Genomic DNA, 23,512 nt, shown 5'->3' on the forward strand with positions numbered 1-23,512 from the left:
CCCTGCACAGGACGCACTGCAAGGCACCACGGGCGCAGCCCGCGAAGGCAGGCGGGTTGCTGGGCGTAGATTTGCGCATCCAGAACTCATGTATCGCCACAAGAACGACTCACAACCTATTTTAATTATTATATTTTTCTTATTTTCCGGTAAGTCTCAATGGTCGCTGGATTCCACCAGAACCAGCAAAGAAGATCTCGCCGGAACTGGTTCACACAAGGGCCGAAAAGGCCGTCGGATCGCGCCTCGCGGATCAACAGGCCTCCACCGCAGGACATACCAGGGAACAGGCCGACCACATCCAAGCGACCGACGCCGCTCCTGACAACCGCAAGACACGGAACACCGCGCAACGCACCAAAGGCGCGGTGCGCGAAGGCAGGCCGCTTGCCGGGAAAGGCCCGGATCACCCTCATGTGATGCTGTAGATAAACTCAGCAACCAACTATTATAAAAGTATAATCCCAGATCACCTCTGAGGCGCGACTGTCTCTGCCTTCCAAAAGCACCAGGAAAAGAAGGTCTCGTCGGACATTGCGCGCACAAGGGCCGCAATGGCGGCGGTTGCGGCCAGGGCAAAGGCGATCCGCCCGATGAGAACCCCGCCGATGTCAGCCCCCAGCGCCAGGACAATCATCGTGTCCTCGATGACGCTATGGGCAAACCCCATGAAGACGCAGGACACGAAAACCTGGCGGGGAGACACGGCGCCGGATCGCGCCTCGCGGATCAACAGGCCGCCGCCGTAGGAAATGCCAAGGAACAGGCCGACGGCGGTCAGGTGGCCCGCTTCGCGCCGGACCCCGGCGAGGCGCAGCACCGGCGCCAACACCCACATCATCAAGTCCAGCACCCCTGTGTATTTCAGCAGATCCAGCGCCCAGGTGAGCCCCACAAGAATGACAAGCATGGAGATCATGGTCTCTGTCAGGCCGATGAAGAACGCCGCCCAGTCGTCCGGGGCGCTCATCGGAATCCAGAGCGGCTCTGCAGGTGCCGCAAGCCAGCCCGTGGCCGCCAGAACCCGGTGCAGAAGATAGGCGTAGAGCAGGCCACCGGCAACGCGCAACAGCGTCGTGGCAGCCATGCCGGGACCGGCCTTCTGGACGATCTTCTGCTCGATCGGCAGGGCGTGCGCGAAGAGCAGAAGCGCCGAGAAGACCGTGATATCCGCCGTACTCAGGGACGACACCGGAACAAGCGTAAAAACCAGCGGAACCGCACCCCAGATCCCGACCACCATGCCGGTCAGCCAGGCCAGCCCCAGCTCTGGCGGAAGCCCCACAAGGCTCATGACCGGCGCAAATGCGGGGGCGACGGCCTCGATGACGCCCATGCGCGAAAGCAGCTCTGCCGCGATGGTCACCGGGATCGTGATCCGGGCAAGAACATAGTAAAGTCCAAGCGTTTCCCGCGTCTTATGCAGGACAGTTGAGAGAAACGACATCCGGGCACTCCTTTGCGATGGCTCTGGTCTGATACCTCAGACCACTGGCATTTGCGGTCAAAGATTGCATGAATATGCAATTTTATTGCACAGTGCCGCCAACAGCGGGGATGCACATATGGACCGGATCGACAGAAAGCTTCTGAACCTTCTTCAACGGGATGCCTCGCGAACGAATGTGGAGATTGCCGAAGAGGTCGGCTTGTCGCCGTCCAGCTGCCTGCGCCGGGTGCGGCGGCTGCGCAAGACGGGGATCATTGACCGCGTGGTGGCAATTCTGAACCCCGCCAAGACCGGGCGCGGCCTGAAAGCGCTGGTGACAGTCGAGCTAAAATTGCACGGAGAGCAGCACATGCGGCGCTTTCTTAATCTAGCGGTTGAAGAAGAGGCCGTGTCCCAGGCCTATGCCGTGACCGGCGATACGGATGTGGTCCTGATGCTGGGCCTGCGTGACATGGAAGAGTTCGACGCGCTCTGCGACCGGCTTTTCCGCGATCAGACCAATGTTGCGCGCTTCTTTACCATGATGGTCATTCGCACAGCAAAACTTGAGACGGCAGTTGAACTATGATGCGCAATCATATGAAAATAAACGAATAATCAACATATGCCAGAGGAACTCTATTAAGGCACCGGGCCACCTGCACCCTTGGCGAAGGCGGCCCGACACATCAAAGGCGCGGCCTGCACAGGCCGCGCCTTTCCGATGCCCGCGGGGGGCTCAGGTGTCGTTCTGGCAGACCTGCTTCTGCGTGCCGAGACCTTCGATGCCCAGTTCCACCACGTCGCCCGCCTTCAGGTAGCGCGGCGGGTTGAAGCCCAGTCCGACGCCCGGGGGCGTGCCGGTCGAGACGATATCGCCCGGTTCCAGCGTGAAGAACTGCGACAGGTAGGACAGCAGGAAGGGCACCCGGTAGACCATCGTCGCGGTCGATCCGTCCTGCACCCGCTCGCCGTTCACGTCGAGCCACATGTGCAGCGCGTCGAAGTCGCCGACCTCGTCCGGCGTCACCAGCCAGGGGCCGGTGGGGCCGAAGTTGTCCGAGGACTTGCCCTTGGACCACTGGCCCGAGCGCTCGATCTGGTAGGCGCGTTCGGACACGTCGTTGACCACGCAGAAGCCCGCCACGTGGTCCATGGCATCGGCCTCGGAGACATATTTGGCCTTCTTGCCCACGACGAAGGCCAGCTCGACCTCCCAGTCGGTCTTGTCCGAGCCGCGCGGGATCAGGATCGGGTCGTTCGGCCCGCAGATGGCCGAGGTATACTTGGCGAAGATCACCGGCTCCGGCGGCACTTCCAGCCCGCTTTCGGCGGCGTGGTCGGCGTAGTTCAGGCCGATACAGATGAACTTGCCGGTGCGGCCCACGCAGGCGCCCAGACGGGGCGTGCCCTCGACCACGGGCAGGCTGGCCGGGTCGATGTCGCGCAGGGCATCCAGCCGCGTCAGCACATCGCCCGCGATATCGTCCACATGGTCCGAGAGGTCGCGCAGCGTGCCGTCGGCCTCGACCAGGGCGGGTTTCTCGGCGCCGCGTGCGCCGTAACGTGCGAATTTCATGTCTGTTTTCCTTCCTGTCAGGCGGTCCAGCCGCCGTCGATCACATGCACCTGTCCGGTGGTGAAGCCGCTTTCGTCGGCGGCCAGATAGGCCACCAGCGCGGCGACCTCTTCGGGCTTGCCGATGCGGCCCATGGGCTGGCGCCCGATGAAGGCCTTCAGCGCGCCGTCATAATCGCCCGTGGCGCGCAGGCGCTCGTGCAGCGAGGGGCTGTCGACCGTGCCGGGCGCGATGGCGTTGCAGCGGATGCCCTGCGTCACGTAATCATTGGCCACCGCCAGCGTCATGCCCGCCACCGCCGCCTTGGAGGCTGAATAGACCAGCCGGTTGACCGGCCCGGTCACCGGCCCCGCGACCGAGGACATGTTGATGATCGAGCCAGCCCCCCGCGCCAGCATCCCCGGCAGCAGGGCGCGGATCATGCGAAACTGTGCCTTGGCGTTGAGGTTAAAGGCAAAGTCCCACTCGTCCTCGCTGGCCTCCAGAATGGTGCCGTTGTGCACGACGCCCGCGCAGTTGAAGAGCACGTCCACCGGGCCGACCGCCTCGGCGAAAGCGGTGATCGCCGCGCCGTCCAGCACGTCCAGCCGCTGCGCCTCGATCCCTTCGATGACGTTCAGCTCTGCCAGCGCCGCCTCGTTGATGTCGGTGGCGATGACGCGCGCGCCCTCTGCCGCCAGCCGCTCTGCCGCGGCGCGTCCGATGCCCTGTCCCGCCGCCGTCACGACGCAGGTCTTGCCGTCCAGTCTTTTCACGTCTGTCTCCTTGGTTACGCCGCGGGCAGGCAGGCCGGCCCGATCGGCGCGAAAGTCTTGTAGGTCAGGATGAATTCCCGGTGCCCCATGGCCTCGGACCGGGTCTGCTGCCCGCCCGCCACCGCCAGCACCAGGTCGCGGATCTCTTCGCCGACGGCGTCGATGCTGCGCAGGCCTTCGATGATGTCGCCCGCGTTGACGTCCATGTCGTCGGCCAGCGCGCGGAAGGTGTCGGGATTGGCGCAGATCTTCACGACCGGCGAGATGGCCGAGCCCACAACAGAGCCTCGCCCCGTCACAAACAGCGACAAATGCGCGCCACTGGCGATCATCTCGACGATCTCGGCATTGTCCGAGATATTGGGAAAGCCGAAGCGCACGTCGCCGTCCGGCACCACGTCCATCAGGTAGAGCCCGCCGCGCGGAGGGATGTCGCCGGGCTTGATCAGCCCGCTGATGGGCGACTCGCCGGATTTGACATAGGCGCCGAGGCTTTTCTCCTCGATGGTCGACAGGCCCCCGGCGGCATTGCCCGCCGCGAAGGATCCGTAACCCAGGGTCGCGTAGTAGCGTTCCGCCTTCTGCACCGCCGCGCGCAACGCCTGCCCCAGTTCCGGGGTCACGGCGCGCTCGGCCATGATCTCTTCGCAGCCGATCAGCTCTCCGGTTTCCTCGAAGATGCAGGCCGCGCCCGCGCCCACCAGCAGGTCGAAGGCCCGCCCAGCCGCCGGGTTGCCCGAGATGCCCGAGGTCCCGTCAGAGCCGCCGCAGACCGTGCCGACGATCAATTCGCTGAGATCCATGGGCACGCGGCTCTGCGTGCCGATTTCGGCCAGCGCGCCGCGCACCCAGTCGCGGCCCGCCTCGACGGTGGACATGGTGCCGCCCGCCTTCTGGATCACCAGCGTCTTCACCGGGCGGCCCGATGCGGCAACCGCGTTCGAGGCGCGCACCTTGTCGAAGCTCTCGCAGCCCAGCGAGACAAAGAGCACCGCGCCGACGTTGGGATGGGTGCAGAGCCGCTCCATCATCCGGGCGGCGTATTCGTTGGGAAAGCAGCCGGGAAAGCCGATCAGCTGCACGTCGTCGTCGGGGAAGCCCGCGACGACCTTAGAGGCGACGAAATGCGCGCATTCCACAAGGTAGGCCACGACGACCGTGTTGCGGATGCCCTTGCGCCCGTCCGCGCGGGGATAGCCGGTCAGGGTCATTGCGCCACCCCGGCGCTGACCCCGTCCGCGTCCTGAAGCGCATGGGTCGGCGTGTAGTTCGAGCGGATGTTGTGCACGTGGACGTGATCGCCCGGCGCGATGGCCTCTGTCGCGGTGCCGATGGGCAGGCCGTATTTCAGGATCGTGTCGCCCGGCGCGATGGCGTGCCGCGCGATCTTGTGCGCCAGCGGGACCGGGCGCGTCAGCCGCACCGCACCGCTGTCCAGCGCGACCTCCGTTCCCTCGGGCGCGGCCCGGCGCGCCACGAGCACGTTGTCCGCCGCGTGCAGCAGAAGGAAAGGCCCGGTCATCCGCGCATCTCCACCATGTAGATGTGATCGGCGACCAGCGCCGTCTCGCCGCCCTGCTTGGTCACGGTCAGCCGTTCGGTCACGCGGCCGAAACCGGGACGCTTGGGCATCTCTTCCTTGGCCGTGATCTCGACCCGGCTCTTGATCGTGTCGCCGATGAAGACCGGCGCGACAAAGCGCAGCCGGTCATAGCCGTAGGAGAAGGCGACCGGGTTGATGATCGTCGCGGTCAGCCCGACGCCGATGGTAAAGACCATGGTGCCATGGGCGATGCGCTGCCCGAAAGACAGCGTCTTGCAGAACTCGGCGTCGAGGTGATGCGGAAAGAAGTCGCCGGAATGGCCCGCGTGCACGACGAAATCGGTCTCGGTGATGGTGCGGCCCACGGTCTCGCGGCCCTCGCCGATCTGGTAATCCTCGTAATATTTGACCTGTTCAAGCATCGGGGGCCTCCTTGATCGGATGCATGGGGGTGGCAGAGCTGTCGTAGGCGGCCTCGACCAGCGCCATGGTGTGCCAGGCGTCCTCGGCAGAGCCCTCCAGCGCCTCGTCCAGCCCGGCGGCGAAGCGCTGGACCTGCGCAAAGCGGCCATGGAAGGCGGCGATGAACCAGTTGCCCTGCAGCGGCACCTCTTGCCAGCCGTCGCCGGTGTTCAGCCACAGCTCGTCCGGTTCGCCCTTGGGGTAGTCGAGGTTCACGCCCAGCTTCATGTAGGCCGCGCCCTTGGTGCCGCAGATGCGGAACTCGCAGGCCTGGAACTGCCGCCCGAAGGCGTGGTTGTGGTTGATCGACAGCGCGCAGCGGGCCCGCTCGCCATAGTCCAGCATCATGGTCGAACGGGTGTTCGACACGGTCGAGGACGGATGCCCCACCGTGCGCGCATGGATGCCCTGCGGGTTGCCCATCAGGTCGCGCACGAAATCGAGGTAATGGATCGAGTGCAGCAGGATCTCGACCCGGGGCAGCTTCAGCAGGAACTCCCAGAGGTGCCAGGGCGTGTCCAGCGCCAGCCAGGCGTCGAAATCCACGATCTCGCCCAGAAGGCCCCTGGCGACCGCATCCTTCAGGGCAAGGCTCATGGGGGCGAAGCGCAGCTGAAAGTTCACGGCGGCGCGGATGTTCTTGCGGCGCAGGATCCGGATGATCGCGTCGGCCTCGGCCAGATCGGCGCCCAGCGGTTTCTGGATGATCGCGATGGCGCCCTCTGGCAGCGCCTCGAGGATGCCGGGGATCGCGGCGGGCGGCACGGCGAGGTCGTAGATCACGCGGCCCTGCCCCGTCGCGTCCGCCATCGTGCTCAGCGCGCGGGTGTCCCACTGGCCCGCGACCTCCGCCGCCTTGGCGTGGTCCGGGTCGTAGATCCCCGCCACCGGCACGCCAAGGTCGCGATAGGCGGGCAGATGCGCGTCGGTCACGATGGAGCCGGAGCCGAAGATCACCACGGGCGTGACGGTTTCGGGCATCTCGACGCTTTGTCTCAGGGTCTCAGTCATGATGAAAAACCTCGTTCAGTTCGGCCCACCATGCGCCGTCGGCCCGCGTGTCCAGCGGGCGTTGCAGTGGCTTGCAGCGGTCCCACCACTGCTGCGTCACCGGGTCGGCGGCCATGCGGGCCATATCAGCGTCGAAATCCTCGCCCACATATTCGAAATAGGCAAAGAGCAGGTTCTCGGGCTCTTTCAGGAAGATCGAGTAGTTGCGGATGTTGCAGGCGGTGATCGTCTCCAGCACCTGCGGCCATGCGGCGGCGTGCAGCGCCTTGTACTCGGCGATGGCCTCGGCCCCGATGCCGATGAGTTGTCCGTGTCGTTGCATCTATCCCTCCCGTATCTCGAAGGCGCTGCCTTCGGTGGTCAGCGCCGCCAGCCTGTCGCGGTCCCAGTCGATGCCCAGCCCCGGTGTCACGGGCGCCAGCGCCTCGCCGCCCTCGCGGGCCATGGGGGCGGCGATGTCGTCAAGCTGCGGGATGTATTCCAGCCAGGGCGCATTGGGCACGGCGCAGACGAGGCTGACGTGCAGCTCCATCAGGAAATGCGGACAGATGGCGAGGTTATGCGCCTCGGCCAGATGCGCGACCTTCAGCCATGGCGTGATGCCGCCCACCCGCGCAACATCGGCCTGCACGATGCCGCAGGCCCCGGCGGCGATGTAGTCGGCAAACTGGCCGGGGGAATAAAGGCTTTCGCCCACCGCCACCGGCACCCGTGACCCGGCCTGAAGGCGCGCGTGGCCCGCGATGTCGTCCGAGGGCAGCGGTTCCTCGAACCAGCCGATGTTCAGCGCCTCCAGCATGGGCACCCGGCGCAGCGCCTCGGGCGCGGTCATCGACTGGTTGGCGTCGGTCATGATCTCGTAGTCGTCGCCCACCGCCTTGCGCACCGCCTGCAACCGCGCGGCGTCGCCCGCGACCGAGGGCTTGCCGATCTTGACCTTCGACCCCCGGAAACCCTGCGCCTGCGCCGAGAGCGCGTCCTCGGCCAGCGCCTCGGGGGCGATGTGCAGCCAGCCGCCCTCGGTGGTGTACATGGGCACGCGGGACTTGGCCCCGCCCGCCAGCCGGTGCAGCGGCAGGCCGGTGCGGTGCCCGCGCAGGTCCCAGAGCGCCGTGTCCACCGCCGCCAAGGCCAGCGCCATGATCGGCCCGACCGCCGTCGCGTGGCTGAAGAACAGGAGGTCGCGCCAGATCGCCTCGATCGCCTCGCCCTCCTGCCCCATCAGGCGCGGCAGAAGCGTGTGCTGCAGGAGCGCCAGCACCGAGGGGCCGCCGTCGCCGATGGTATAGCTGTAGCCCATGCCGGTCGCGCCGTCGGCGTCGGCAAGCTCGACGAAAATGGTTTCCTGCGCCTTGAAGGACTGGATGGCGTCGGTGCGCAGAACCTTGGGTTCCAGCACCACCATGAAGGCGCGCGCCTTTGTGATCCGGGCCATGACCTACCCCCTCAGCGCGGCGCCAGAGGCCGCGTCGAAGAGGTGGCACTTGTCCAGCATGATCTGGAAGCGCATCCGCTCGCCCGCCTGCACAGGGCGCGGGTTCAGCATCTTGGCCTGCACCTCGACCCCGGCGAGTTCGGCAAACAGCAGCGTCTCCGTGCCCAGCGGTTCGGTCAGCGTCACAGCCATGTCGATCTCTGCCACCGGCCCGGTGGCGGGCAGCGCATGGCCGACCGGCATGATGTTGTCGGCCCGCATGCCCAGCTGCACCGCCTGCCCCTCGGTGACGCGGTGGCCGGGCGGCAGGGGCACCGCCGTGCCGTCCGCCAGCACCACGGTGTCCCCCTGAACGCGGCCTTCCAGCAGGTTCATCGGCGGCGAGCCAATGAAGGTCGCCACGAAGGTGTTGACCGGCGCCTCGAAGACCTCCAGCGGGCTGCCGATCTGTTCGATATGGCCGTCGCGCATGATCACGATGCGGTCGGCCAGCGTCATCGCCTCGACCTGATCGTGGGTCACGTAGACGATGGTGGAGCGGACCTTCTGGTGCAGCTTCTTGATCTCGACCCGCATCTGCGTGCGCAGCTTGGCGTCGAGGTTGGACAGTGGCTCGTCGAAGAGGAAGACCTCGGGGTGGCGCACGATGGCGCGGCCCATGGCGACCCGCTGGCGCTGCCCGCCAGACAGCGCGCCGGGTTTGCGATCCAAGAGCGGCACCAGCGACAGGATGCCCGCCGCCTCGTCGACCGCGCGGTCGATCTCTGCCTGCGGGCGCTTGGCGATCTTCAGCGAGAAGCCGAGGTTCTCGCGCACCGTCATATGCGGGTAGAGCGCGTAGTTCTGGAAGACCATCGAGATATTGCGGTCGCGCGGCGGCAGGTCGTTCACCACCCGGTCGCCGATGGCGATCTCCCCGCCCGAGATGTCCTCGAGCCCCGCGACCATCCGCAGCGTCGTCGACTTGCCGCAGCCGGACGGCCCGACCAGCACCACGAACTCTCCGTCCTCGATGTCGAGATTGATGGCATGGACGACCTCTAGGGTGCCATACCGTTTGACCACGTCACGCAGGTGAACCTGAGCCATGTCTTATCCTTTCACGCCGCCGAAGGTCAGGCCGGCAATGAGGTGTTTCTGTACGAGGAAGGTCAGGATGAGCGCGGGGATGATCATCAGCACCGCCAGCGCGCACATGCCGCCCCAGTTGAGGGTGAACTCCGCCTGAAAATCCAGCAGGCCCACGGGCATCGTCTTGGAGGTGACCGAGCGGGTCAGCTGCGCCGCCAGCGCGTATTCGTTCCACGAGGTGAGGAAGGCGAAGATGCCGGCGCTGGCGATGCCCGCCTTGGCGACCGGGAATTCCACCTGCCAGAAGGCCTGCCAGCGCGTGCATCCGTCGATCTGCGCGGCCTCGGCCAACGAGGGCGGCACCTGCCGGAAGAAGCCGTCGATCAACCAGATCGTGAAGGGCACGTTCATCGCCACATAGGCGAGGATTACCCCGAAATGCGTGTCGATGATGCCGATCCGCGCGAAGAGGATGAACAGCGGCAGCGACAGCGCCACCCCCGGCACGGCGCGGGTGCACATCAGGCCGACGAAGATCCAGGCCTTGCCCTTGAAGCGGTAGCGCGCGAAGGCATAGCCCCCCGCCATGCCGACCAAGAGCGCGATGGCCGTCGAGGTGACCGAGATGATCAGCGAGTTGCGGAAATAGGTCAGCACCGGCACGCCGCCCTCTCCGACCCCGCCGAACATGGCGCGGTAATGGTCGAGGTTCAGCTCGTTCGGGATCCAGACCGGCGGCTTGGCCATGATCTCGACCGTGGGCCGGAACGAGTTCAGCACGATCCAGAGCCCCGGCACGCAGAGCACCAGCATGGCAAGGAACAGGCCGAAGAGGTGCAGCGCCTTCAGCGCGCGGCGGCGATTGCGGTGGGTTGTATTGCTGGCCATGATCTCAGCTCCCCATGCCCAGCTCTGCCCGCGCCGCGGTCAGCTTGCGGAAGAAGAAGACGGTGAAGAAGATCGCGAGGAAGATCGAGATATACCCCATCGCATTCGCATAGCCCATTCGGGCGTCGACGTAGCCGGTGCGTCCTATGAGCGTCCACAGCAGTTCCGTCCGCCGGGCGGGGCCGCCGTTGGTCATGATCTGCACGATGTCATAGGCCCGCGCCACGTCCAGCGACCGGATCGCCATGGCGATGTAGATGAAGGGCATCAGGAAGGGCAGCGTCACGAAGCGAAAGCTTTGCCACGGGGTGCAGCCGTCGACCTTGGCCGCCTCCAGCGGGTCCTGCGGGATGGCGTAGAGCCCGGCAAGGATCAGGATGGCGAAGACCGAGGTGGCGGTCCAGACCTCTGCGAAGATGATCGAGAACATCGCGAGGTTGCCGTCCACCAGCCACGGGATGGCGATGTCGGTGATCCCCAGCGACTGCAGCGCGTTGTTCACCAGCCCGACGTTGTCGTTGAAGATGAACTTGAACTGAAAGCCCACGAGGATCGGCGAGAACATCATCGGGAACATCATCATGGTGCGCAGCGCGCGCTGGCCGCGCGTCACCTTGGACACCATCAGCGCAAGCCCCAGCCCGAACAGCATTTCAAGGTTCAGCGCCACGGTCAGCAGCAGCACCGTGCGCCCAAAGGCCGCCCAGAACTTGGCGTCCGTCAGCGCCTTTTCGTAGTTGAAGGTTCCGATCCACTTGTACAGGCTGTCGGGCCGCGTCAGCTTGTAGGGCGTGAAGCTGGAGTAGAGCGACAGCAGCAGCGGTATCATTACGACGGCCGCAAGGATCACGATGGCTGGCAGCAGAAGCACCAGCCACGGGGGCAGTTTCAGACGTGTCATGGGGGCTGGTCCTTGGATTGGCGGGGGCGATGGATGCCGCCCCCGCGCGGGCGTCAGTAGACGCCTTCTTCCTGCATCAGTTCGTCGACCGCGTCAGAGGCATCGGACAGCGCCTCGTCCACCGTCTTGTCGCCGAGGATCGCGGCCTGAAGTTCCGGGTAGATCAGGTTCGTCGCCTCGATCCAGTATTCCGTCGGCGGTACCGCAAAGGCGGTCGCGGCGGTTTCCTGGAAGGCGGCGAGGACCTCGGCGCGGTAGGGATCGTCCTTGGCCTCTTCGGCCACCCATTCCCAGACCGCCGTGCGCGAGGGCAAGGGCCCGGCGCTGCTTTCCAGCTTCTGGCTGTCCTCGTTGGTCAGGAAGTCCACCAGCGAGGCCGCCGCCTCCTTGTTGGCGCAGTCCTCGGTGACCGAGAAGCCGTGGAAGCCCGACCAGCCGCTGCGCACACCCGCCGAGCCCTTGGGCGCCGGGGCCATGCCGACATTGCCCGCGACCTTCGAGGACGAAGCGTCGTTGAAGAAGGCCGCCCAGCCCGGCCAGTCGAGGTTCAGCGCGATGGTGCCCGAGGCGAAGCCGTTGCCGAGGTCGTCCCAGAGGTAGTTGGTGGTGCCCGCCGGAACCGCGCCGGATTCGTAGAGATCCACGAACCATTGCAGCGCCTCTTTCCCGGCGTCCGAATTGAACGCGGGCGAGAAGTCGTCGTTGAAAAGCGCGCCGCCATTGGCCACCACAAGCTCGTAGAAGCGACCGACGATGGCCTCGTCCTTGCCGGCGTATTGCGTGCCGTAGAAGTTCGGCGGATCGGCGAAGAAGATCGCCTGATCCTTCACCTGGTCCCATGTCTCGGGCACCGCCAGCGGGTAGCCGTATTCCTCTTCGAAGGCCGCGGCCCGGTCGGCATCCTCGTAGAGGTCCTTCTGGTAGTACAGCGCCGAGACGTCGAACTGCGCGCGCGGCAGCATCACCAGCTTGCCGCCCAGTGTGGCCGCCGCGATATTGGCCTGCACGAAGCCGTCCACGGTTTCCTGCGGCACCAGCGCCGAAAGGTCGGTGTAAAGCGAGGGATACTGCGAGGCGAAGGACGAGTGGTTCGAGCCCACGCACCAGTCGGTGGTGCCCGCCGCGATGTCGGACTTGAATTCCTTGTCCAGCTCGAAGTGGTTCTTCTTCGAGATCACGTTGACCGTGGCGCCGGTCATCTCTTCCCACGCGCTGATGCGCGCGTAAAGCGCCTCGTACTGCTGGCCGCCGATCAGCTTGGCGTCGATGGTCACGCCGTCGAACTCTGCCGCCTGCGCGCCCGTGGCAAGAACCGTCGTCAGCGCGATCAGCGATGCGCCCGTCATTCTGGCTGTCATGGTCTTCCTCCCGTTTCGATCCGTCTCGCGTCCCGAACATCCCGCGACCCCGGACCTTCGACCGGCGGGACTTTCATATCCAGAAGCTACTTTTATATCTAAACTTGACTTTCACTTGTGAGTCAAGCTGAACTCGGGGAAAGCGCTTGCGGGTGCGGAACCCTACGCCCGCCCGCAAGCGCGACACCAAGGAGGAACACCATGATTGCCCTGTTCGACACCCACCTGCATCTCGTCGACCGGGAGCGCATTCATTACCCTTGGCTGAAAGAGGTGCCCGCGCTGGACCGCGACTGGACGCTGGCCGACTACCAGACCACCGCCCGCCGCATCGGCATCGAAGGCGCCCTGCACATGGAGGTCGATTGCGACCCCGCCGACATCGCCAAAGAAAACGCATGGGTCGCGGATATGATGGCGCAGGACGGCAGCCTGATCCGGGGCGCCATTTCCTCGGCGCGGCCCGAGGACGACGGCTTCGAGGCCTTCCTCGACACCCTCGACCGGAGTGTGGTGAAGGGTATCCGCCGCGTGCTGCATGTGGTGCCGGACGAGGTTTCCACCTCGAACCGCTTCCGCGCCAATGTGGGACGGATGGGCGCGCATGGCCTGCCCTTCGACATCTGCATGCTGGCCCGGCAGCTGGATCTGGCCGCCGCGCTGGTGGACGCCTGCCCCGACACCACCTTCGTCATGGACCACTGCGGCGTTCCCGACATCGCAGCCGGTGCCTTCGACGACTGGGCCGCCGCGGTGTCACGGCTGGCGGAACGCCCGAACGTGAACGCCAAGATATCCGGCATCACCGCCTACGCGGCGCCGGACTGGACGCTGGACAGCCTGCGCCCCTACGCCGAACACGTCATCGGGTGCTTCGGCTGGGACCGCGTGGTCTGGGGCTCTGACAGCCCGGTCTGCACGCTGAATTCCTCGCTCGACCAATGGGTCGCCGTCACCCGCGCCCTGCTGTCCGAGGTCTCGGAGACCGAGGCCCGCGCGCTGGCGTCCGGCAACGCCCGCCGCATCTGGGGGCTGTGACCCCGGGCGCGCCGACCGCTGTTGCAGGCAAGGGGAAAGCCGGGGCAGCCTGATCCCGCCAGACTGCGATCAAGTCCCTGACCGCAGCCCGGCGCGGGCCTTCAGCCCTCGGCGCCGTCGCGATGCGCCATCAGGATATCGACGATGGCCGGCATCTGCCCGGCCACCATCTCGGGGCCGGTCTGAACCCGGTGCCCCCGGGCGCGCGCCGCGACGATCCACGGCGTCTCGGCCGGTTCGGGCACGATATCCGCCACGAAACAGTCCCGGGGCAGATCCTCCAGCGGCCAGGGATGGGCGGTGTCGCCGTTCATCCCGACCGGCGTGGCGTTGCAGACCAGCGCGGCGGAAAAATCCTCCGGTGGCGCGGACAGGACCTGTCCCTGCGCCGCCAGCCGGTCGAGCAGGGTGGCCTGCCGGGCCCTGTCGCGGTCGATGATCACCAGCCGCGCGCCGTTCTCTGCCAGCGCCAGGGCAATCGCCGCGCCCGCGCCGCCCGCCCCCACAAGCTGCACGTCGCGACCCGCCGGATCGAACCCGTTGGCCCGCAAGGCCGCGACGAAGCCCAGCCCGTCGGTCATCTCTCCGTGCAACTGTCCGTCCGCCGTGCGCCGCACCACGTTGCAGGCGCCGGTCAGCCCCACCGCCGGGGAAACGCTGTCGACCAGCCGGGCCACCGCCTGCTTGTGCGGGCAGGTGACCACCGCGCCCAGACAATTGCGCCAGCCGCGCAGGGCCTCCAGCGTCGCGGGCAGCGCCGCCTCGGGCACAGCGACCGGCAACATGACCGCATCGGTCCCCGTGTCCCGCGCCCATGCCGCGAAGCCCGCGGGCGCCTTCACCTGCACGATGGGATCGCCCAGCATCAGGACAAAGCGGGTCTTGCCGCTGATTGCCATGCCGGTCATCGAAGCCACCGCGCCCGCTGCTCGGCCCCGTATCCTGTCCATGTCCCCACGCCCTGCACCCCCGAAACGCCCATTCAACCAACGGCCCCCTTTCCCGCACCCCTGCGGCAGGCGCAAGCCCCGCCAGCCCCCAAGGCGAAGGCTCCGGCGCATCCGGCCGACAGTCCGGACGTCCGCCATCGCGCCGGGACAGGTTCTTGCCCGGCCCGGTCCTCAGTCCCCGCCGACCCGTGCCAGCAGGCGGCGGCGCTCGCGCAGCGCGAACCAGACCGACAGGCCGAGGAACATCGCCGTCAGCAGGTACAGCGTGATCGAGATCGGGCTGGCGATCAGGATGCCCCAGTCGCCGTCCGAGATCGACATGGCGCGGCGCAGGTTGCGCTCCATGTCGCCGCCCAGAAGCAGGCCCAGCACCAGCGGCACAAGACTGACGTCCAGCTTGCGCAGGAGGTAGCCCAGCACGCCGAAGATGATCATCAGTTCCAGGTCGAAGGTCGAGTTCGAGATCGAGAAGACGCCGACAAAGCTGACCGCCGCGACGATGGGCATCAGCGCCCATGTCGGCACCATCATCAACCGGCTGAACAGCCCGATCATCGGCAGGTTCAGGATCAAGAGCGCCACGTTGCCAAGGTAGAGCGAGGCCACCAGCCCCCAGACCAGATCCGGCTGGCGCTCGAACAGCAGCGGGCCGGGCTGGACGTTCAGGCTGATCAGCATGGCCAGCATGACCGCCGTGGTGCCCGACCCGGGCACCCCCAGCGACAGCATCGGGATCAGCGCCCCGCCAGAGGCCGCGTTGTTGCCCGCCTCGGGCGCCGCGACGCCGCGCGGATCGCCCTTGCCGAAGGTGCCGTCCTTGTCGCTGGCCTGCTTTTCCATCGAGTAGGACATGACCGACCCCAGCGAAGCCCCTGCCCCCGGCAGCACCCCCGCGATAAAGCCCACGACAGAGCCGCGCAGGATCGCCCAGCGGGTTCGCCAGATAGTGCGGACATCGGGAATCCAGCTGTCGATGCCGATCGGCTTGGCCCGGTCCCGCACCGCCTTTTCGAGGATCATCAGGATTTCCGAGATCGCGAACAGCCCCACCAGCGCGACGATCGCGTCGATGCCGTCATACAGGTGGTAATTGTTGAAGGTATAGCGCGGGATGCCCGAGATCGGGTCCAGCCCCGCCGTGGCGATCATCAGGCCCAGCAGCGCCGACAGCAGCGTCTTGCGGGGGTCGACCCCGGCGATGCCCCCGATGGTGACGAAGGCAAGGATATAGAGCGCGAAGTAATCCGCCGGGCCAAAGTAGATCGCCATGCGCGCAAGCATCGGCGCGAACAGCGTCAGGCCGATCACCGCGACCGTGGCTCCGACAAAGCTGGCGACGCCGGATATCGCAAGGGCATCCGCCGCCCGGCCCTGCTGCGCCATGGGATAGCCGTCCAGCGTGGTCATCACGGCGGGCTCGTCGCCGGGGATGTTCAGCAGAATCGAGGAAATCCGCCCGCCGTACATGCAGCCGAAGTAGACCGAGGACAGCAGGATCAGCGACGAGGTGGCGTCGAAGCCGAAGGCGAAGGTCAGCGGGATCAGGATCGCCACCCCGTTGACCGGGCCCAGCCCCGGCAGCGCGCCGATCAGCGTGCCGGCGAAGCAGCCCAGCAACAAAAGCGCGATGTTCAGCGGTGTCAGCGCAACGGCAAAGCCGTGGGCGAGCAGAGAAAAGGTTTCCATCGTGGCGCGGTGTCCTGCGTTCTAGGGCGTGTCGCCTTTGGTGTGGTGGTCCGTGGGTCTGCTACGGGGCCGGAACGCCCCGTCCCGGGCGGCGGTTCTAGCCGAACCAGCGCCCGAGAAAGGCCAGCGGCAGACCAAGGACCTGATCGAAAAGCGCCCAGAGGCCCGGCGCGATCACCGCCCCCAGCAGCGCGGCTTTCAGCGGTGCGCCGCCCAGCACGATCCCCAGCCCGGCGATCAGAAGGAAGGTCGCCAGCGGAAAGCCCAGCGGCAGCAGCAGAAAGGCATATCCCACGAGGATCACCAGGGCCGCCGCCTGCCGCGCCATGTGGCTGCGGTCGGGCCAGTCGACCTGTCCCGAGGGAAAGACCACCAGCGAGGCCGACAGGATCATCGCCGGGATGCCCACGATCACCGGAAAGACCGAAGGCCCCAGCACATCGCCGAAATTCGCCGTGTAGCCCTGCCCGTACCAGGTATAGAGCGCCGCGATCACAAAGATCGCGACGCCGGCTATCCTGACGGTCATTCAATCACGCCGATATCGCGCGAGATGTCCGCCATGACCTTTTCCTGTTCCATGACGTAGGCTTCGAACTCTTCGCCGCCGCGCCAGATCGGGACCAGGCCGAACTCGACCGCCGCGCTCTGCCAGTTCTCAGAGTTGTAGAGCGTTTCGAGGTTCGCGACCCATGTGGCGTAGTCCTCGTCCGAGACCTCGCCGCCGGTGTAGAGGCCGCGCCAGTTGTAGCCGGTGACGTCGATCCCCTGCGAGGCGGCGGTCGGGATGTCCGGGAAGGCCGGGATCGGCTCGTCCGAGAGCGCGGCGAGGATGCGGATATCGCCGGATTCGACGAAGCCCGCGATCTCGCCCAGGTCGGTCGACACCACGCTGATCTGGCCGCCCATCATCTGCGTCACCGCATCGGTGCCGCCGTCGAACTGCACCCAGCGCAGGTCGCCAAGGCTTTCAAGGCCACCTTCGCGGGCCACCATCAGCAGGCGGATATGGTCCCAGCCACCGGCCCCCGACGAACCCGCCGTCACGATGGAACCGGGATCGTTGGCCATGATTTCTGTCAGCTCGGCCAGCGACTGGATCGGGCTTTCGTCGTCCACCGCGATCACGCCCACATCGGCGCCCAGCATCGCAAGGTAGCGGACCGCGTCCACCGGCGCCGGATAGCGGCCCTGCGCGATCTGCGTGATGCCCACGGTCGAGGTCGCGACGATCAGCTCGGCATCCGCCGGGCGCTCGTTCACGACCATGGCATAGGTCACCGCGCCGACGCCGCCGGGCATGTTGGTGACCTGCACGTTGCCGTCGACAAGGTCGAGTTCCGTCAGGATGCGGCCGATGGTGCGGCAGGTGAAATCCCAGCCGCCGCCGGGGTTGGACGGGGCAATGCACTCCGCCGCCTGTGCCGGGGCGCCTGCCGACAGGCCAAGCGAAAGCGCAAGGCCGAAAGCGGCCGAGGTGATCGTAAGGTTTTTCATGTGTTACTCCTCCCAGAGATAAAAGGGAGGAAAGGGCATGTTACGTTCGTTTGCAAGCGTTCCGGTCTCTTGTCCTGCAGGAAAGTGGCCGGCTCCGGCTGCGGGCGGTCCCGCCGGAGCGGGCCGGCCTGCCTTTTCGCCCCCCCCGCAAACCGGACCGGGCCTTCCCGGGGTCGGCGCGCGCGCCGCAGGGGCCGGGGCGCCACCGCGCTCCTTGACACCGCTGGTGAACCCTGTGCGTGATTTGCCAACAATGGCGCGACATGTCACCGGCGGCCCACCGCCCAGACCGAAAGGACCAGCCCCATGGCCAGCACCGCTTCCGTTCCTGAAGGCAGCCGGATCACCGTCTGCGAGGTCGGTCCCCGCGACGGGTTCCAGAACGAAAAGACCTTCATCCCGACCGCGAAGAAGATCGAGATCGCCAACGCGCTTTTCGCCAGCGGCCTGCGGCACATGCAGGTGACATCCTTCGTCAGCCCGCGCGCCGTGCCGCAGCTGGCGGATGCCGAAGAGGTGCTGGCCGGGATCGACCGGCCCGAGGGCGCATGGGTCACCGCGCTGGTGCCCAACCTGCGCGGTGCGGAACGGGCCGCCACCTGCAAGCTGGACGCGGTGCACACGGTCGTCTCGGCCTCCGAGACGCACAACCTGAAGAACGTGAACCGCCCGGTCGACCAGTCGCTGGACGAGTTCGGCGCGGTCTTCGAGGTGCTCAAGGCGGCGGGCATCGGGGTCGAGGGCGGCATGGCCACGGCCTTCGGCTGCCCCTTCGAGGGTGTCGTCCCGCCCGAGCAGGTGGCCCGCATCGCCCGCCGCTACCAGGAGCTTGGCGCCGACAGCGTGTCGCTGGGCGACACCACCGGCATGGCCACCCCGCAGACCGTGCGCGCCGCGATCCGGGCCATCCGCGAGGCGGCACCGGGGCTGGAGATCCACCTGCATTTCCACAACACCCGTGGCGTCGGCCTTGCCTGCGTCATGACCGGCCTTGCCGAGGGCGTGACCCATTACGACGCCGCCGTGGGCGGGCTTGGCGGCTGCCCCTTCGCCGCCGGGGCGACCGGCAATATCTGCACCGAAGACCTCGTCTACCTGCTTCAGGAAAGCGGCTACGAGACCGGCGTCGACCTTGATGCGCTGATCGGGGCGGCCCTGCTGACCCAGGACCAGATCGGCCGCCCCCTGCCCGGTCAGGTGCTCAAGGCCGGTCCGCGGCTGAAGCGCCACGACCCGAAGCTGACCGTGACGGCCGCCGGATGAGCGCGCCCGCCCCCCTGCCGCTGTCCGGTGTGCGCGTCATCGACCTGACGCGCATCCTTTCGGGCCCCTTCTGTTCGATGATCCTTGGCGATCTGGGCGCCGAGGTCGTCAAGGTCGAGACGCCCGGCGGCGATCCGGTGCGCAAGCAGGGCCACAGGGTCGAAGGCCTGTCGTGGTACTTCGCCGGGTTCAACCGCAACAAGACCTCGGTCGAGCTGGACCTGCGCAACCCCGAAGGCGTCGCCGTGCTGGAGCGTCTGCTGGCGGGCGCCGATATCCTGACAGAGAACTTCCGCCCCGGTATCCTCGACCGCATGGGCCTGACCGAAGAGCGCCTGCGCCAGATCAACCCGGACCTTATCGTCGTCAGCGTCAACGGCTACGGCAGCGACGGGCCCTATGCCGACCGCCCGGCCTTCGATTTCATCGCGCAGGCCATGTCGGGCTACATGGCCACCAATGGCACCCCCGACACCGGCCCGCTGCGCACCGCGCCGCCGATCACCGATGTCGTCGCCGGGCTATATGCCGCGCTTGGCGCCGTGGCGGCGCTGCGCGGGCGCGAAAACGGCGGACCGGCGCAACGGGTCGAGGCCTCGATGATGATGTCGATGATGTCGATGCTGGCCTATCTGACCTCGAACGCTCTGGCCACGGGCCGCGACCCGGTGCCCACCGGCAACGACCATCCGATCGCCTCGCCCTACGGGTTGTTCCGGGCCTCGGACGGCGACATCGCCGTGGCGCCCTCGACCGACCGGATCGTCGAGAAGTTCCTTGGCGAGCTGGGCCTTGGCCACCTGCTGACCGACCCGCGCTTTGCCTCGAACGAGGTGCGGCTGCGGCACCGGGCCGAGCTGAACGCGCTGATCAACGAAGCGCTCGCCCACGACACGCAAGAGGGCTGGATCACGCGGCTGAACGCGGCGGGTGTACCCTCGGGCCGGGTGCAATCGGTCACCGAGGCGCTGGCCGATCCGCAGGTCGCCGCACAGGACATGGTACTGCGGGTGCCGCACGAGAAGCGCGGCGAGGTCGGCATGATCGGCTTTCCGGTCAAGTTCTCGAAGACGCCCCTGCAGGTCCGCCACCCGACGCCCGAGCTGGGCGCCGGGGGCCGCGACGCGCTGCGCACCGCCGGTTTCGACGAGGCCGAGATCGACGCGCTGGTCGCGGCCGGCGTGCTGGGCGCCGGAACCACCTGAGGCCCTGCCGGAACCGCGCCCCGCGGCCTTAACCCCAGGGGCCGCCCTGTCCGCGGTTGCGCGGGGCGGCGCCCCGGTCCGCCACGGCGCGGCGCGGGGCCGGGGCAGCACGCCCGCCATGCCCCGCCATCTGCCGCAGGGCCGCGATGCGGTTCTCGGTCGCCGGGTGGGTGGCGAAGAGATTGTCGTGTTTGTAGGCATGCAGCGGGTTGATGATGAACATATGCGCGGTCGCCGGGTTGCGCTCTGCCGCGTGGTTGTCGATCCGCGCGGCGCCCATGGCGATCTTTTCCAGCGCCGAGGCCAGCCACAGCGGCTGCCCGCAGATCTCGGCACCGGCCTTGTCGGCGGCATATTCCCGCGTGCGGCTGATCGCCATCTGCACCAGCCCCGCCGCGATGGGTGCAAGGACCATCATCAGCAGCGTCCCCACCAGACCCAGCCTTTCGCGCGAGCCGCCGAAGAACAGCGCAAAGTTCGCAAGCATCGAGATCGCCCCGGCGAAGGTCGCGGTGACGGTCATGATCGCGGTGTCGTGGTTGCGGATATGGGCCAGCTCGTGGGCGATGACACCGGCCAGCTCTTCGCGGCTGAGGCTGCGCAGAAGGCCCGTGGTCACCGCAACGGCGGCGTTCTGCGGGTTGCGCCCGGTGGCAAAGGCATTGGGTTGCGGCGTGTCGATCAGATAGACCGCCGGCACCGGCATCCCCGCATTCCGCGCAAGCTCTGCCGTCAGCGCGTGCAGGCCCAGGCGGTCGCGCGGCGGCACCGGCTCTGCGTTGTGCATGCGCAGGACCATGCGATCCGAGTTCCACCAGGTGAAGGCATTCATTGCCGCCGCAACGACCAGCGCGATCAGGGCGCCCCCCGACCCGCCGATCAGGTAACCCACGCCCATGAAAAGCGCGGTCATCGCGGCCATCAGTATCGCTGTCTTGACGTAGCCCATCTTCAGCTTCCCGATCCAGTCATCAAACGCGGTCCGCAAGATATGGGAGGCGTCCCGCCCGGTACAAGCACTGGTCCGGACCGCGACTGCCCCGGCGCGCATCGGGCGCGCGGCCCCTATCCGGCGCGCTCAGGCACCGCGATCCTGCGCCCGGGCAATGTGACCCAACGTCATCTTTGCCTTCGCGGGCCTTCTGGTCAACCAATGGGTGTACGCACAGACCGTTTACATCCAAAAATTTAAGCATTTTATGACCGAAATAGACCGCTTGCTGGGAAAAAGTATCGAGGCGCGCAGATCCTTGCTTGGGCTGGGGCGGAGGGCGCTTGCGGCGCGGGTCGGCCTGGCCGAAGCGGCGATCGGGGACATCGAGGCAGGCAAACGGCGCCCGACAGCACGGCAACTGTTTGACATCGCAGAGGCATTGGACCTGCCTGTCCCGAAGGTCTTCCCCTCGATCGCCGCCGAAGCCGCCGCGACAACCGAAGCCAAGACCCCATCCCTGCCCGGATTTTCCGACGCCCGGGCGGCTGCCGCGCATTATCATGCCCTGTCGAAACCCTGCCGTTCCGCAACGTTTTCGTTTTTGGTTGCGTTGCAACTAGTTCCCGATCAGGCTTATGAGGAATGATCCCGCATCATCGGGAGTGAACCGATACCGCGAGCGTCCTGTGGCCGTCATAGACCTAAGTAAAGGCAATTCGCCGAAGAATGACTTTCGGCAGTTCCTGGACACCGTGTGCGAGACGCACGAAGTCGATTACGCGGCATATGCCGGGATCGACCCGATTGCGCAGACCGTCCATGGATTTGTAAACTACCCTGACGAATGGCAGAAGACCTACGTCGAGCAGAACTTCCAGTACAAGGACCCGACGCTGCTGATGGCCAGTCGCAGCATCGCTCCGGTGGATTGGAAACGGCTGCACGGTGAAACGAACTTCGACACCATCTTCCAGACCGCCCGGGATTTCGGAATCTCGAAACAGGGGCTGACGATCCCGGTGCGCGGCCCCTACGGCGACATGGGGCTGTTCAGCGTCACCCGGGATTGTTCGGAACGGGAATGGCAGTTGCTGAAGTCCAGCATCCTGTCGGAATTGCAGACCGCCGCCGTGCATATCCACGACCACGTCATCCGGTCCCACGCGCTGGGGGCCACGCTGACGCACCCGACCCTGTCGCAGCGGGAAGTCGATGTATTACAATGGATTGCTGCCGGAAAGACCCAGCAGGACGTCGGTGATATCCTGTCGATTTCCAGCCGCACGGTCGAGGTTCACCTGCGGTCCAGCCGGACCAAGCTGGGGGCCCTGACCACGGCACAGGCGGTCGGTCGCGCCATCGGGCTGGGCCTTATCCACCCCCTCTGACCAAGGGCCCGGATAGGCTCGAAAAAGTCGACTAAGGGGTTTCCCTAATAGTAGGAACCCGCCTGTCACTCTATTCCATACTCAGGGGAATGAATGGAGTGCTCAAAATGATCCTGATTATCGACGGTCTCAACAGACATCGCTATACAAAACTGCTTGACGAGATGTTCGAGCTGCGCGCCCGGGTCTTCCGGGACCGCCTTGGCTGGGACGTCGAAGTCACGGACGGCAAGGAAATCGACGAGTTCGACGCGTTGGACCCGGCCTATGTTCTTGGGATCGACGACGAGGGCCACGTGGTGGCCTGTGTCCGCGCACTGCAGACGACCGGGCCGCACATGCTGGCCGATGTCTTCTCGGCCATCCTCGACGGCGAGCCGCCCCTGCGCAGCGCGACGATGTGGGAATCGACTCGGTTCTGCGTCGACACCGATCGGCTGAGCGGCGGAAAATCGCGCAACTCTGTCAGCTATGCCACCTGCGAACTGATGACCGGCGCGCTGGAATACGCGAAGGAATCGGGGATCCAGGACATCGTGACGGTCATCGACCCGATCATGAACCGCGTGCTGAAGCGCTCGGATTGCGCGCCCTACGACTATGTCGGCTCGACCAAGCCGATGGGCAAGACCTCGGCCATGGCGGCGCTTCTCGACTGCTCCGACGAGCGTATCGACCGCATCCGGGCCTTCGCCGGCATCGAGGGCGACGTCTTCATGGACAGCCAGTCCGCCAAGGCGCTGGAAGATGACGCCGCGCCCACCGCGCTGGACCAGCAGCGCGCCGGCAAAGCGGTCGCGAAGCCCGCGATCTCTGCGGCGATGCTGCGGGACTGGTGCCGCGAGCAGCTGGAAGAGGCGGACACCGCGCAGGACAAGGAAGCCGCAAAAGAGCTGATGTCGACGCTCGAAGCCGCAGGCATGATCCCGGGCAACGGGGTGAAGCCCAAGCGGGCCTGAGTTGCGAACTTCGGCAGCGGTGTGAAAAGGCACCGCTGCCGAAGCGCTTGCGGCCAGAACGATGCCGCCACGACCCTGAACACTGACCGGCCGCGAAAGCGGCTGTTCCTTTTTGATCGCGGTGGACGACCGGGGCACCCGGTGCACGCGGCGCGCTGCC

General features: G+C 66.5%; 25 protein-coding genes. 7 read left to right on the forward strand and 18 right to left on the reverse strand.

Features of this window, described 5'->3' with window-relative positions:
- Positions 1-469: 469 nt before the first annotated feature.
- Complete coding sequence (locus ACN5KJ_RS17390; protein WP_418595196.1) at positions 470-1,447, reverse strand: nucleoside recognition domain-containing protein; 978 nt, start codon at positions 1,445-1,447, stop codon at positions 470-472.
- 118 nt (positions 1,448-1,565) lie between these two features.
- Here ACN5KJ_RS17390 and ACN5KJ_RS17395 point away from each other — a divergent pair, with 118 nt between their 5' ends.
- Positions 1,566-2,018 (forward strand): Lrp/AsnC family transcriptional regulator, encoded by a 453-nt coding sequence (locus tag ACN5KJ_RS17395; protein ID WP_347168335.1) that lies wholly within the window; start codon positions 1,566-1,568, stop codon positions 2,016-2,018.
- Between the two features lie 150 nt (positions 2,019-2,168).
- Here ACN5KJ_RS17395 and ACN5KJ_RS17400 read toward each other — a convergent pair whose 3' ends face one another.
- The 12 genes from ACN5KJ_RS17400 to ACN5KJ_RS17455 are packed head-to-tail and all read right to left on the reverse strand — an operon-like array spanning position 2,169 to position 12,432.
- On the reverse strand, positions 2,169-3,008 hold the full coding sequence (locus tag ACN5KJ_RS17400) for a fumarylacetoacetate hydrolase family protein (RefSeq protein WP_418595197.1): 840 nt from the start codon (positions 3,006-3,008) through the stop codon (positions 2,169-2,171).
- 17 nt (positions 3,009-3,025) lie between these two features.
- Complete coding sequence (locus tag ACN5KJ_RS17405; RefSeq protein ID WP_418595198.1) at positions 3,026-3,763, reverse strand: SDR family oxidoreductase; 738 nt, start codon at positions 3,761-3,763, stop codon at positions 3,026-3,028.
- 14 nt (positions 3,764-3,777) lie between these two features.
- A complete protein-coding gene (locus ACN5KJ_RS17410; RefSeq protein WP_418595199.1) occupies positions 3,778-4,974 on the reverse strand; it encodes a UxaA family hydrolase in 1,197 nt (398 codons plus the stop codon).
- Positions 4,971-5,285: a UxaA family hydrolase gene (locus ACN5KJ_RS17415; RefSeq protein ID WP_418595200.1), complete on the reverse strand. Its 315-nt coding sequence runs from the start codon at positions 5,283-5,285 to the stop codon at positions 4,971-4,973. Before ACN5KJ_RS17415 ends, ACN5KJ_RS17410 begins: the two co-directional genes overlap by 4 nt.
- The gene (locus ACN5KJ_RS17420; protein ID WP_418595201.1) at positions 5,282-5,728 is read right to left on the reverse strand and encodes a MaoC family dehydratase; all 447 of its coding nucleotides are present in this window, start codon (positions 5,726-5,728) and stop codon (positions 5,282-5,284) included. The genes ACN5KJ_RS17415 and ACN5KJ_RS17420 overlap by 4 nt, the downstream gene beginning before the upstream one ends.
- Positions 5,721-6,779 (reverse strand): Gfo/Idh/MocA family protein, encoded by a 1,059-nt coding sequence (locus ACN5KJ_RS17425; protein WP_418595202.1) that lies wholly within the window; start codon positions 6,777-6,779, stop codon positions 5,721-5,723. Before ACN5KJ_RS17425 ends, ACN5KJ_RS17420 begins: the two co-directional genes overlap by 8 nt.
- Positions 6,772-7,101 (reverse strand): L-rhamnose mutarotase, encoded by a 330-nt coding sequence (locus ACN5KJ_RS17430; protein WP_347168342.1) that lies wholly within the window; start codon positions 7,099-7,101, stop codon positions 6,772-6,774. The genes ACN5KJ_RS17425 and ACN5KJ_RS17430 overlap by 8 nt, the downstream gene beginning before the upstream one ends.
- Positions 7,102-8,214 carry a mandelate racemase/muconate lactonizing enzyme family protein gene (locus ACN5KJ_RS17435; RefSeq protein ID WP_418595203.1) on the reverse strand — a complete coding sequence of 371 codons (1,113 nt, stop codon included), beginning with the start codon at positions 8,212-8,214 and terminating at the stop codon, positions 7,102-7,104.
- Positions 8,215-8,217: 3 nt separating this feature from the next.
- The gene (locus tag ACN5KJ_RS17440; RefSeq protein ID WP_418595204.1) at positions 8,218-9,303 is read right to left on the reverse strand and encodes an ABC transporter ATP-binding protein; all 1,086 of its coding nucleotides are present in this window, start codon (positions 9,301-9,303) and stop codon (positions 8,218-8,220) included.
- Between the two features lie 3 nt (positions 9,304-9,306).
- The gene (locus tag ACN5KJ_RS17445; RefSeq protein ID WP_418595205.1) at positions 9,307-10,173 is read right to left on the reverse strand and encodes a carbohydrate ABC transporter permease; all 867 of its coding nucleotides are present in this window, start codon (positions 10,171-10,173) and stop codon (positions 9,307-9,309) included.
- Positions 10,174-10,177: 4 nt separating this feature from the next.
- Positions 10,178-11,074, reverse strand: coding sequence for a carbohydrate ABC transporter permease (locus tag ACN5KJ_RS17450; RefSeq protein WP_418595206.1), 897 nt, complete (start codon positions 11,072-11,074; stop codon positions 10,178-10,180).
- 53 nt (positions 11,075-11,127) lie between these two features.
- Positions 11,128-12,432 carry an ABC transporter substrate-binding protein gene (locus ACN5KJ_RS17455; RefSeq protein WP_418595207.1) on the reverse strand — a complete coding sequence of 435 codons (1,305 nt, stop codon included), beginning with the start codon at positions 12,430-12,432 and terminating at the stop codon, positions 11,128-11,130.
- A 201-nt stretch (positions 12,433-12,633) separates the two neighbouring features.
- Here ACN5KJ_RS17455 and ACN5KJ_RS17460 point away from each other — a divergent pair, with 201 nt between their 5' ends.
- Positions 12,634-13,470, forward strand: a complete 837-nt coding sequence (locus ACN5KJ_RS17460) for an amidohydrolase family protein (RefSeq protein WP_418595208.1) — start codon at positions 12,634-12,636, stop codon at positions 13,468-13,470.
- 101 nt (positions 13,471-13,571) lie between these two features.
- Here ACN5KJ_RS17460 and ACN5KJ_RS17465 read toward each other — a convergent pair whose 3' ends face one another.
- From ACN5KJ_RS17465 to ACN5KJ_RS17480, 4 genes are all read right to left on the reverse strand, one after another.
- A complete protein-coding gene (locus ACN5KJ_RS17465; RefSeq protein ID WP_418595209.1) occupies positions 13,572-14,378 on the reverse strand; it encodes a shikimate dehydrogenase family protein in 807 nt (268 codons plus the stop codon).
- 213 nt (positions 14,379-14,591) lie between these two features.
- Positions 14,592-16,106, reverse strand: coding sequence for a tripartite tricarboxylate transporter permease (locus ACN5KJ_RS17470; protein ID WP_206563496.1), 1,515 nt, complete (start codon positions 16,104-16,106; stop codon positions 14,592-14,594).
- Positions 16,107-16,203: 97 nt separating this feature from the next.
- The gene (locus ACN5KJ_RS17475) at positions 16,204-16,635 is read right to left on the reverse strand and encodes a tripartite tricarboxylate transporter TctB family protein (RefSeq protein WP_418595210.1); all 432 of its coding nucleotides are present in this window, start codon (positions 16,633-16,635) and stop codon (positions 16,204-16,206) included.
- On the reverse strand, positions 16,632-17,603 hold the full coding sequence (locus ACN5KJ_RS17480; RefSeq protein WP_418595211.1) for a Bug family tripartite tricarboxylate transporter substrate binding protein: 972 nt from the start codon (positions 17,601-17,603) through the stop codon (positions 16,632-16,634). The genes ACN5KJ_RS17475 and ACN5KJ_RS17480 overlap by 4 nt, the downstream gene beginning before the upstream one ends.
- Before the next feature lie 306 nt (positions 17,604-17,909).
- On the opposite strand from ACN5KJ_RS17480, the gene ACN5KJ_RS17485 reads away from it, so the two are divergent.
- Together ACN5KJ_RS17485 and ACN5KJ_RS17490 are read left to right on the forward strand one after the other, a co-directional pair.
- The gene (locus tag ACN5KJ_RS17485; RefSeq protein ID WP_347168351.1) at positions 17,910-18,866 is read left to right on the forward strand and encodes a hydroxymethylglutaryl-CoA lyase; all 957 of its coding nucleotides are present in this window, start codon (positions 17,910-17,912) and stop codon (positions 18,864-18,866) included.
- Positions 18,863-20,071 carry a CaiB/BaiF CoA transferase family protein gene (locus ACN5KJ_RS17490; protein ID WP_418595212.1) on the forward strand — a complete coding sequence of 403 codons (1,209 nt, stop codon included), beginning with the start codon at positions 18,863-18,865 and terminating at the stop codon, positions 20,069-20,071. The genes ACN5KJ_RS17485 and ACN5KJ_RS17490 overlap by 4 nt, the downstream gene beginning before the upstream one ends.
- Before the next feature lie 28 nt (positions 20,072-20,099).
- Here ACN5KJ_RS17490 and htpX read toward each other — a convergent pair whose 3' ends face one another.
- A complete protein-coding gene (htpX, locus tag ACN5KJ_RS17495) occupies positions 20,100-21,020 on the reverse strand; it encodes a zinc metalloprotease HtpX (protein WP_418595213.1) in 921 nt (306 codons plus the stop codon).
- A 250-nt stretch (positions 21,021-21,270) separates the two neighbouring features.
- Here htpX and ACN5KJ_RS17500 point away from each other — a divergent pair, with 250 nt between their 5' ends.
- From ACN5KJ_RS17500 to ACN5KJ_RS17510, 3 genes are all read left to right on the forward strand, one after another.
- Complete coding sequence (locus tag ACN5KJ_RS17500) at positions 21,271-21,651, forward strand: helix-turn-helix domain-containing protein (RefSeq protein WP_418595214.1); 381 nt, start codon at positions 21,271-21,273, stop codon at positions 21,649-21,651.
- Between the two features lie 40 nt (positions 21,652-21,691).
- Positions 21,692-22,393: an autoinducer binding domain-containing protein gene (locus tag ACN5KJ_RS17505; protein ID WP_347168354.1), complete on the forward strand. Its 702-nt coding sequence runs from the start codon at positions 21,692-21,694 to the stop codon at positions 22,391-22,393.
- 107 nt (positions 22,394-22,500) lie between these two features.
- Positions 22,501-23,352, forward strand: a complete 852-nt coding sequence (locus tag ACN5KJ_RS17510) for an acyl-homoserine-lactone synthase (RefSeq protein ID WP_418595215.1) — start codon at positions 22,501-22,503, stop codon at positions 23,350-23,352.
- Positions 23,353-23,512 lie beyond the last annotated feature (160 nt).

The sequence above is a fragment of the Ponticoccus sp. (in: a-proteobacteria) genome (genome assembly GCF_048381735.1).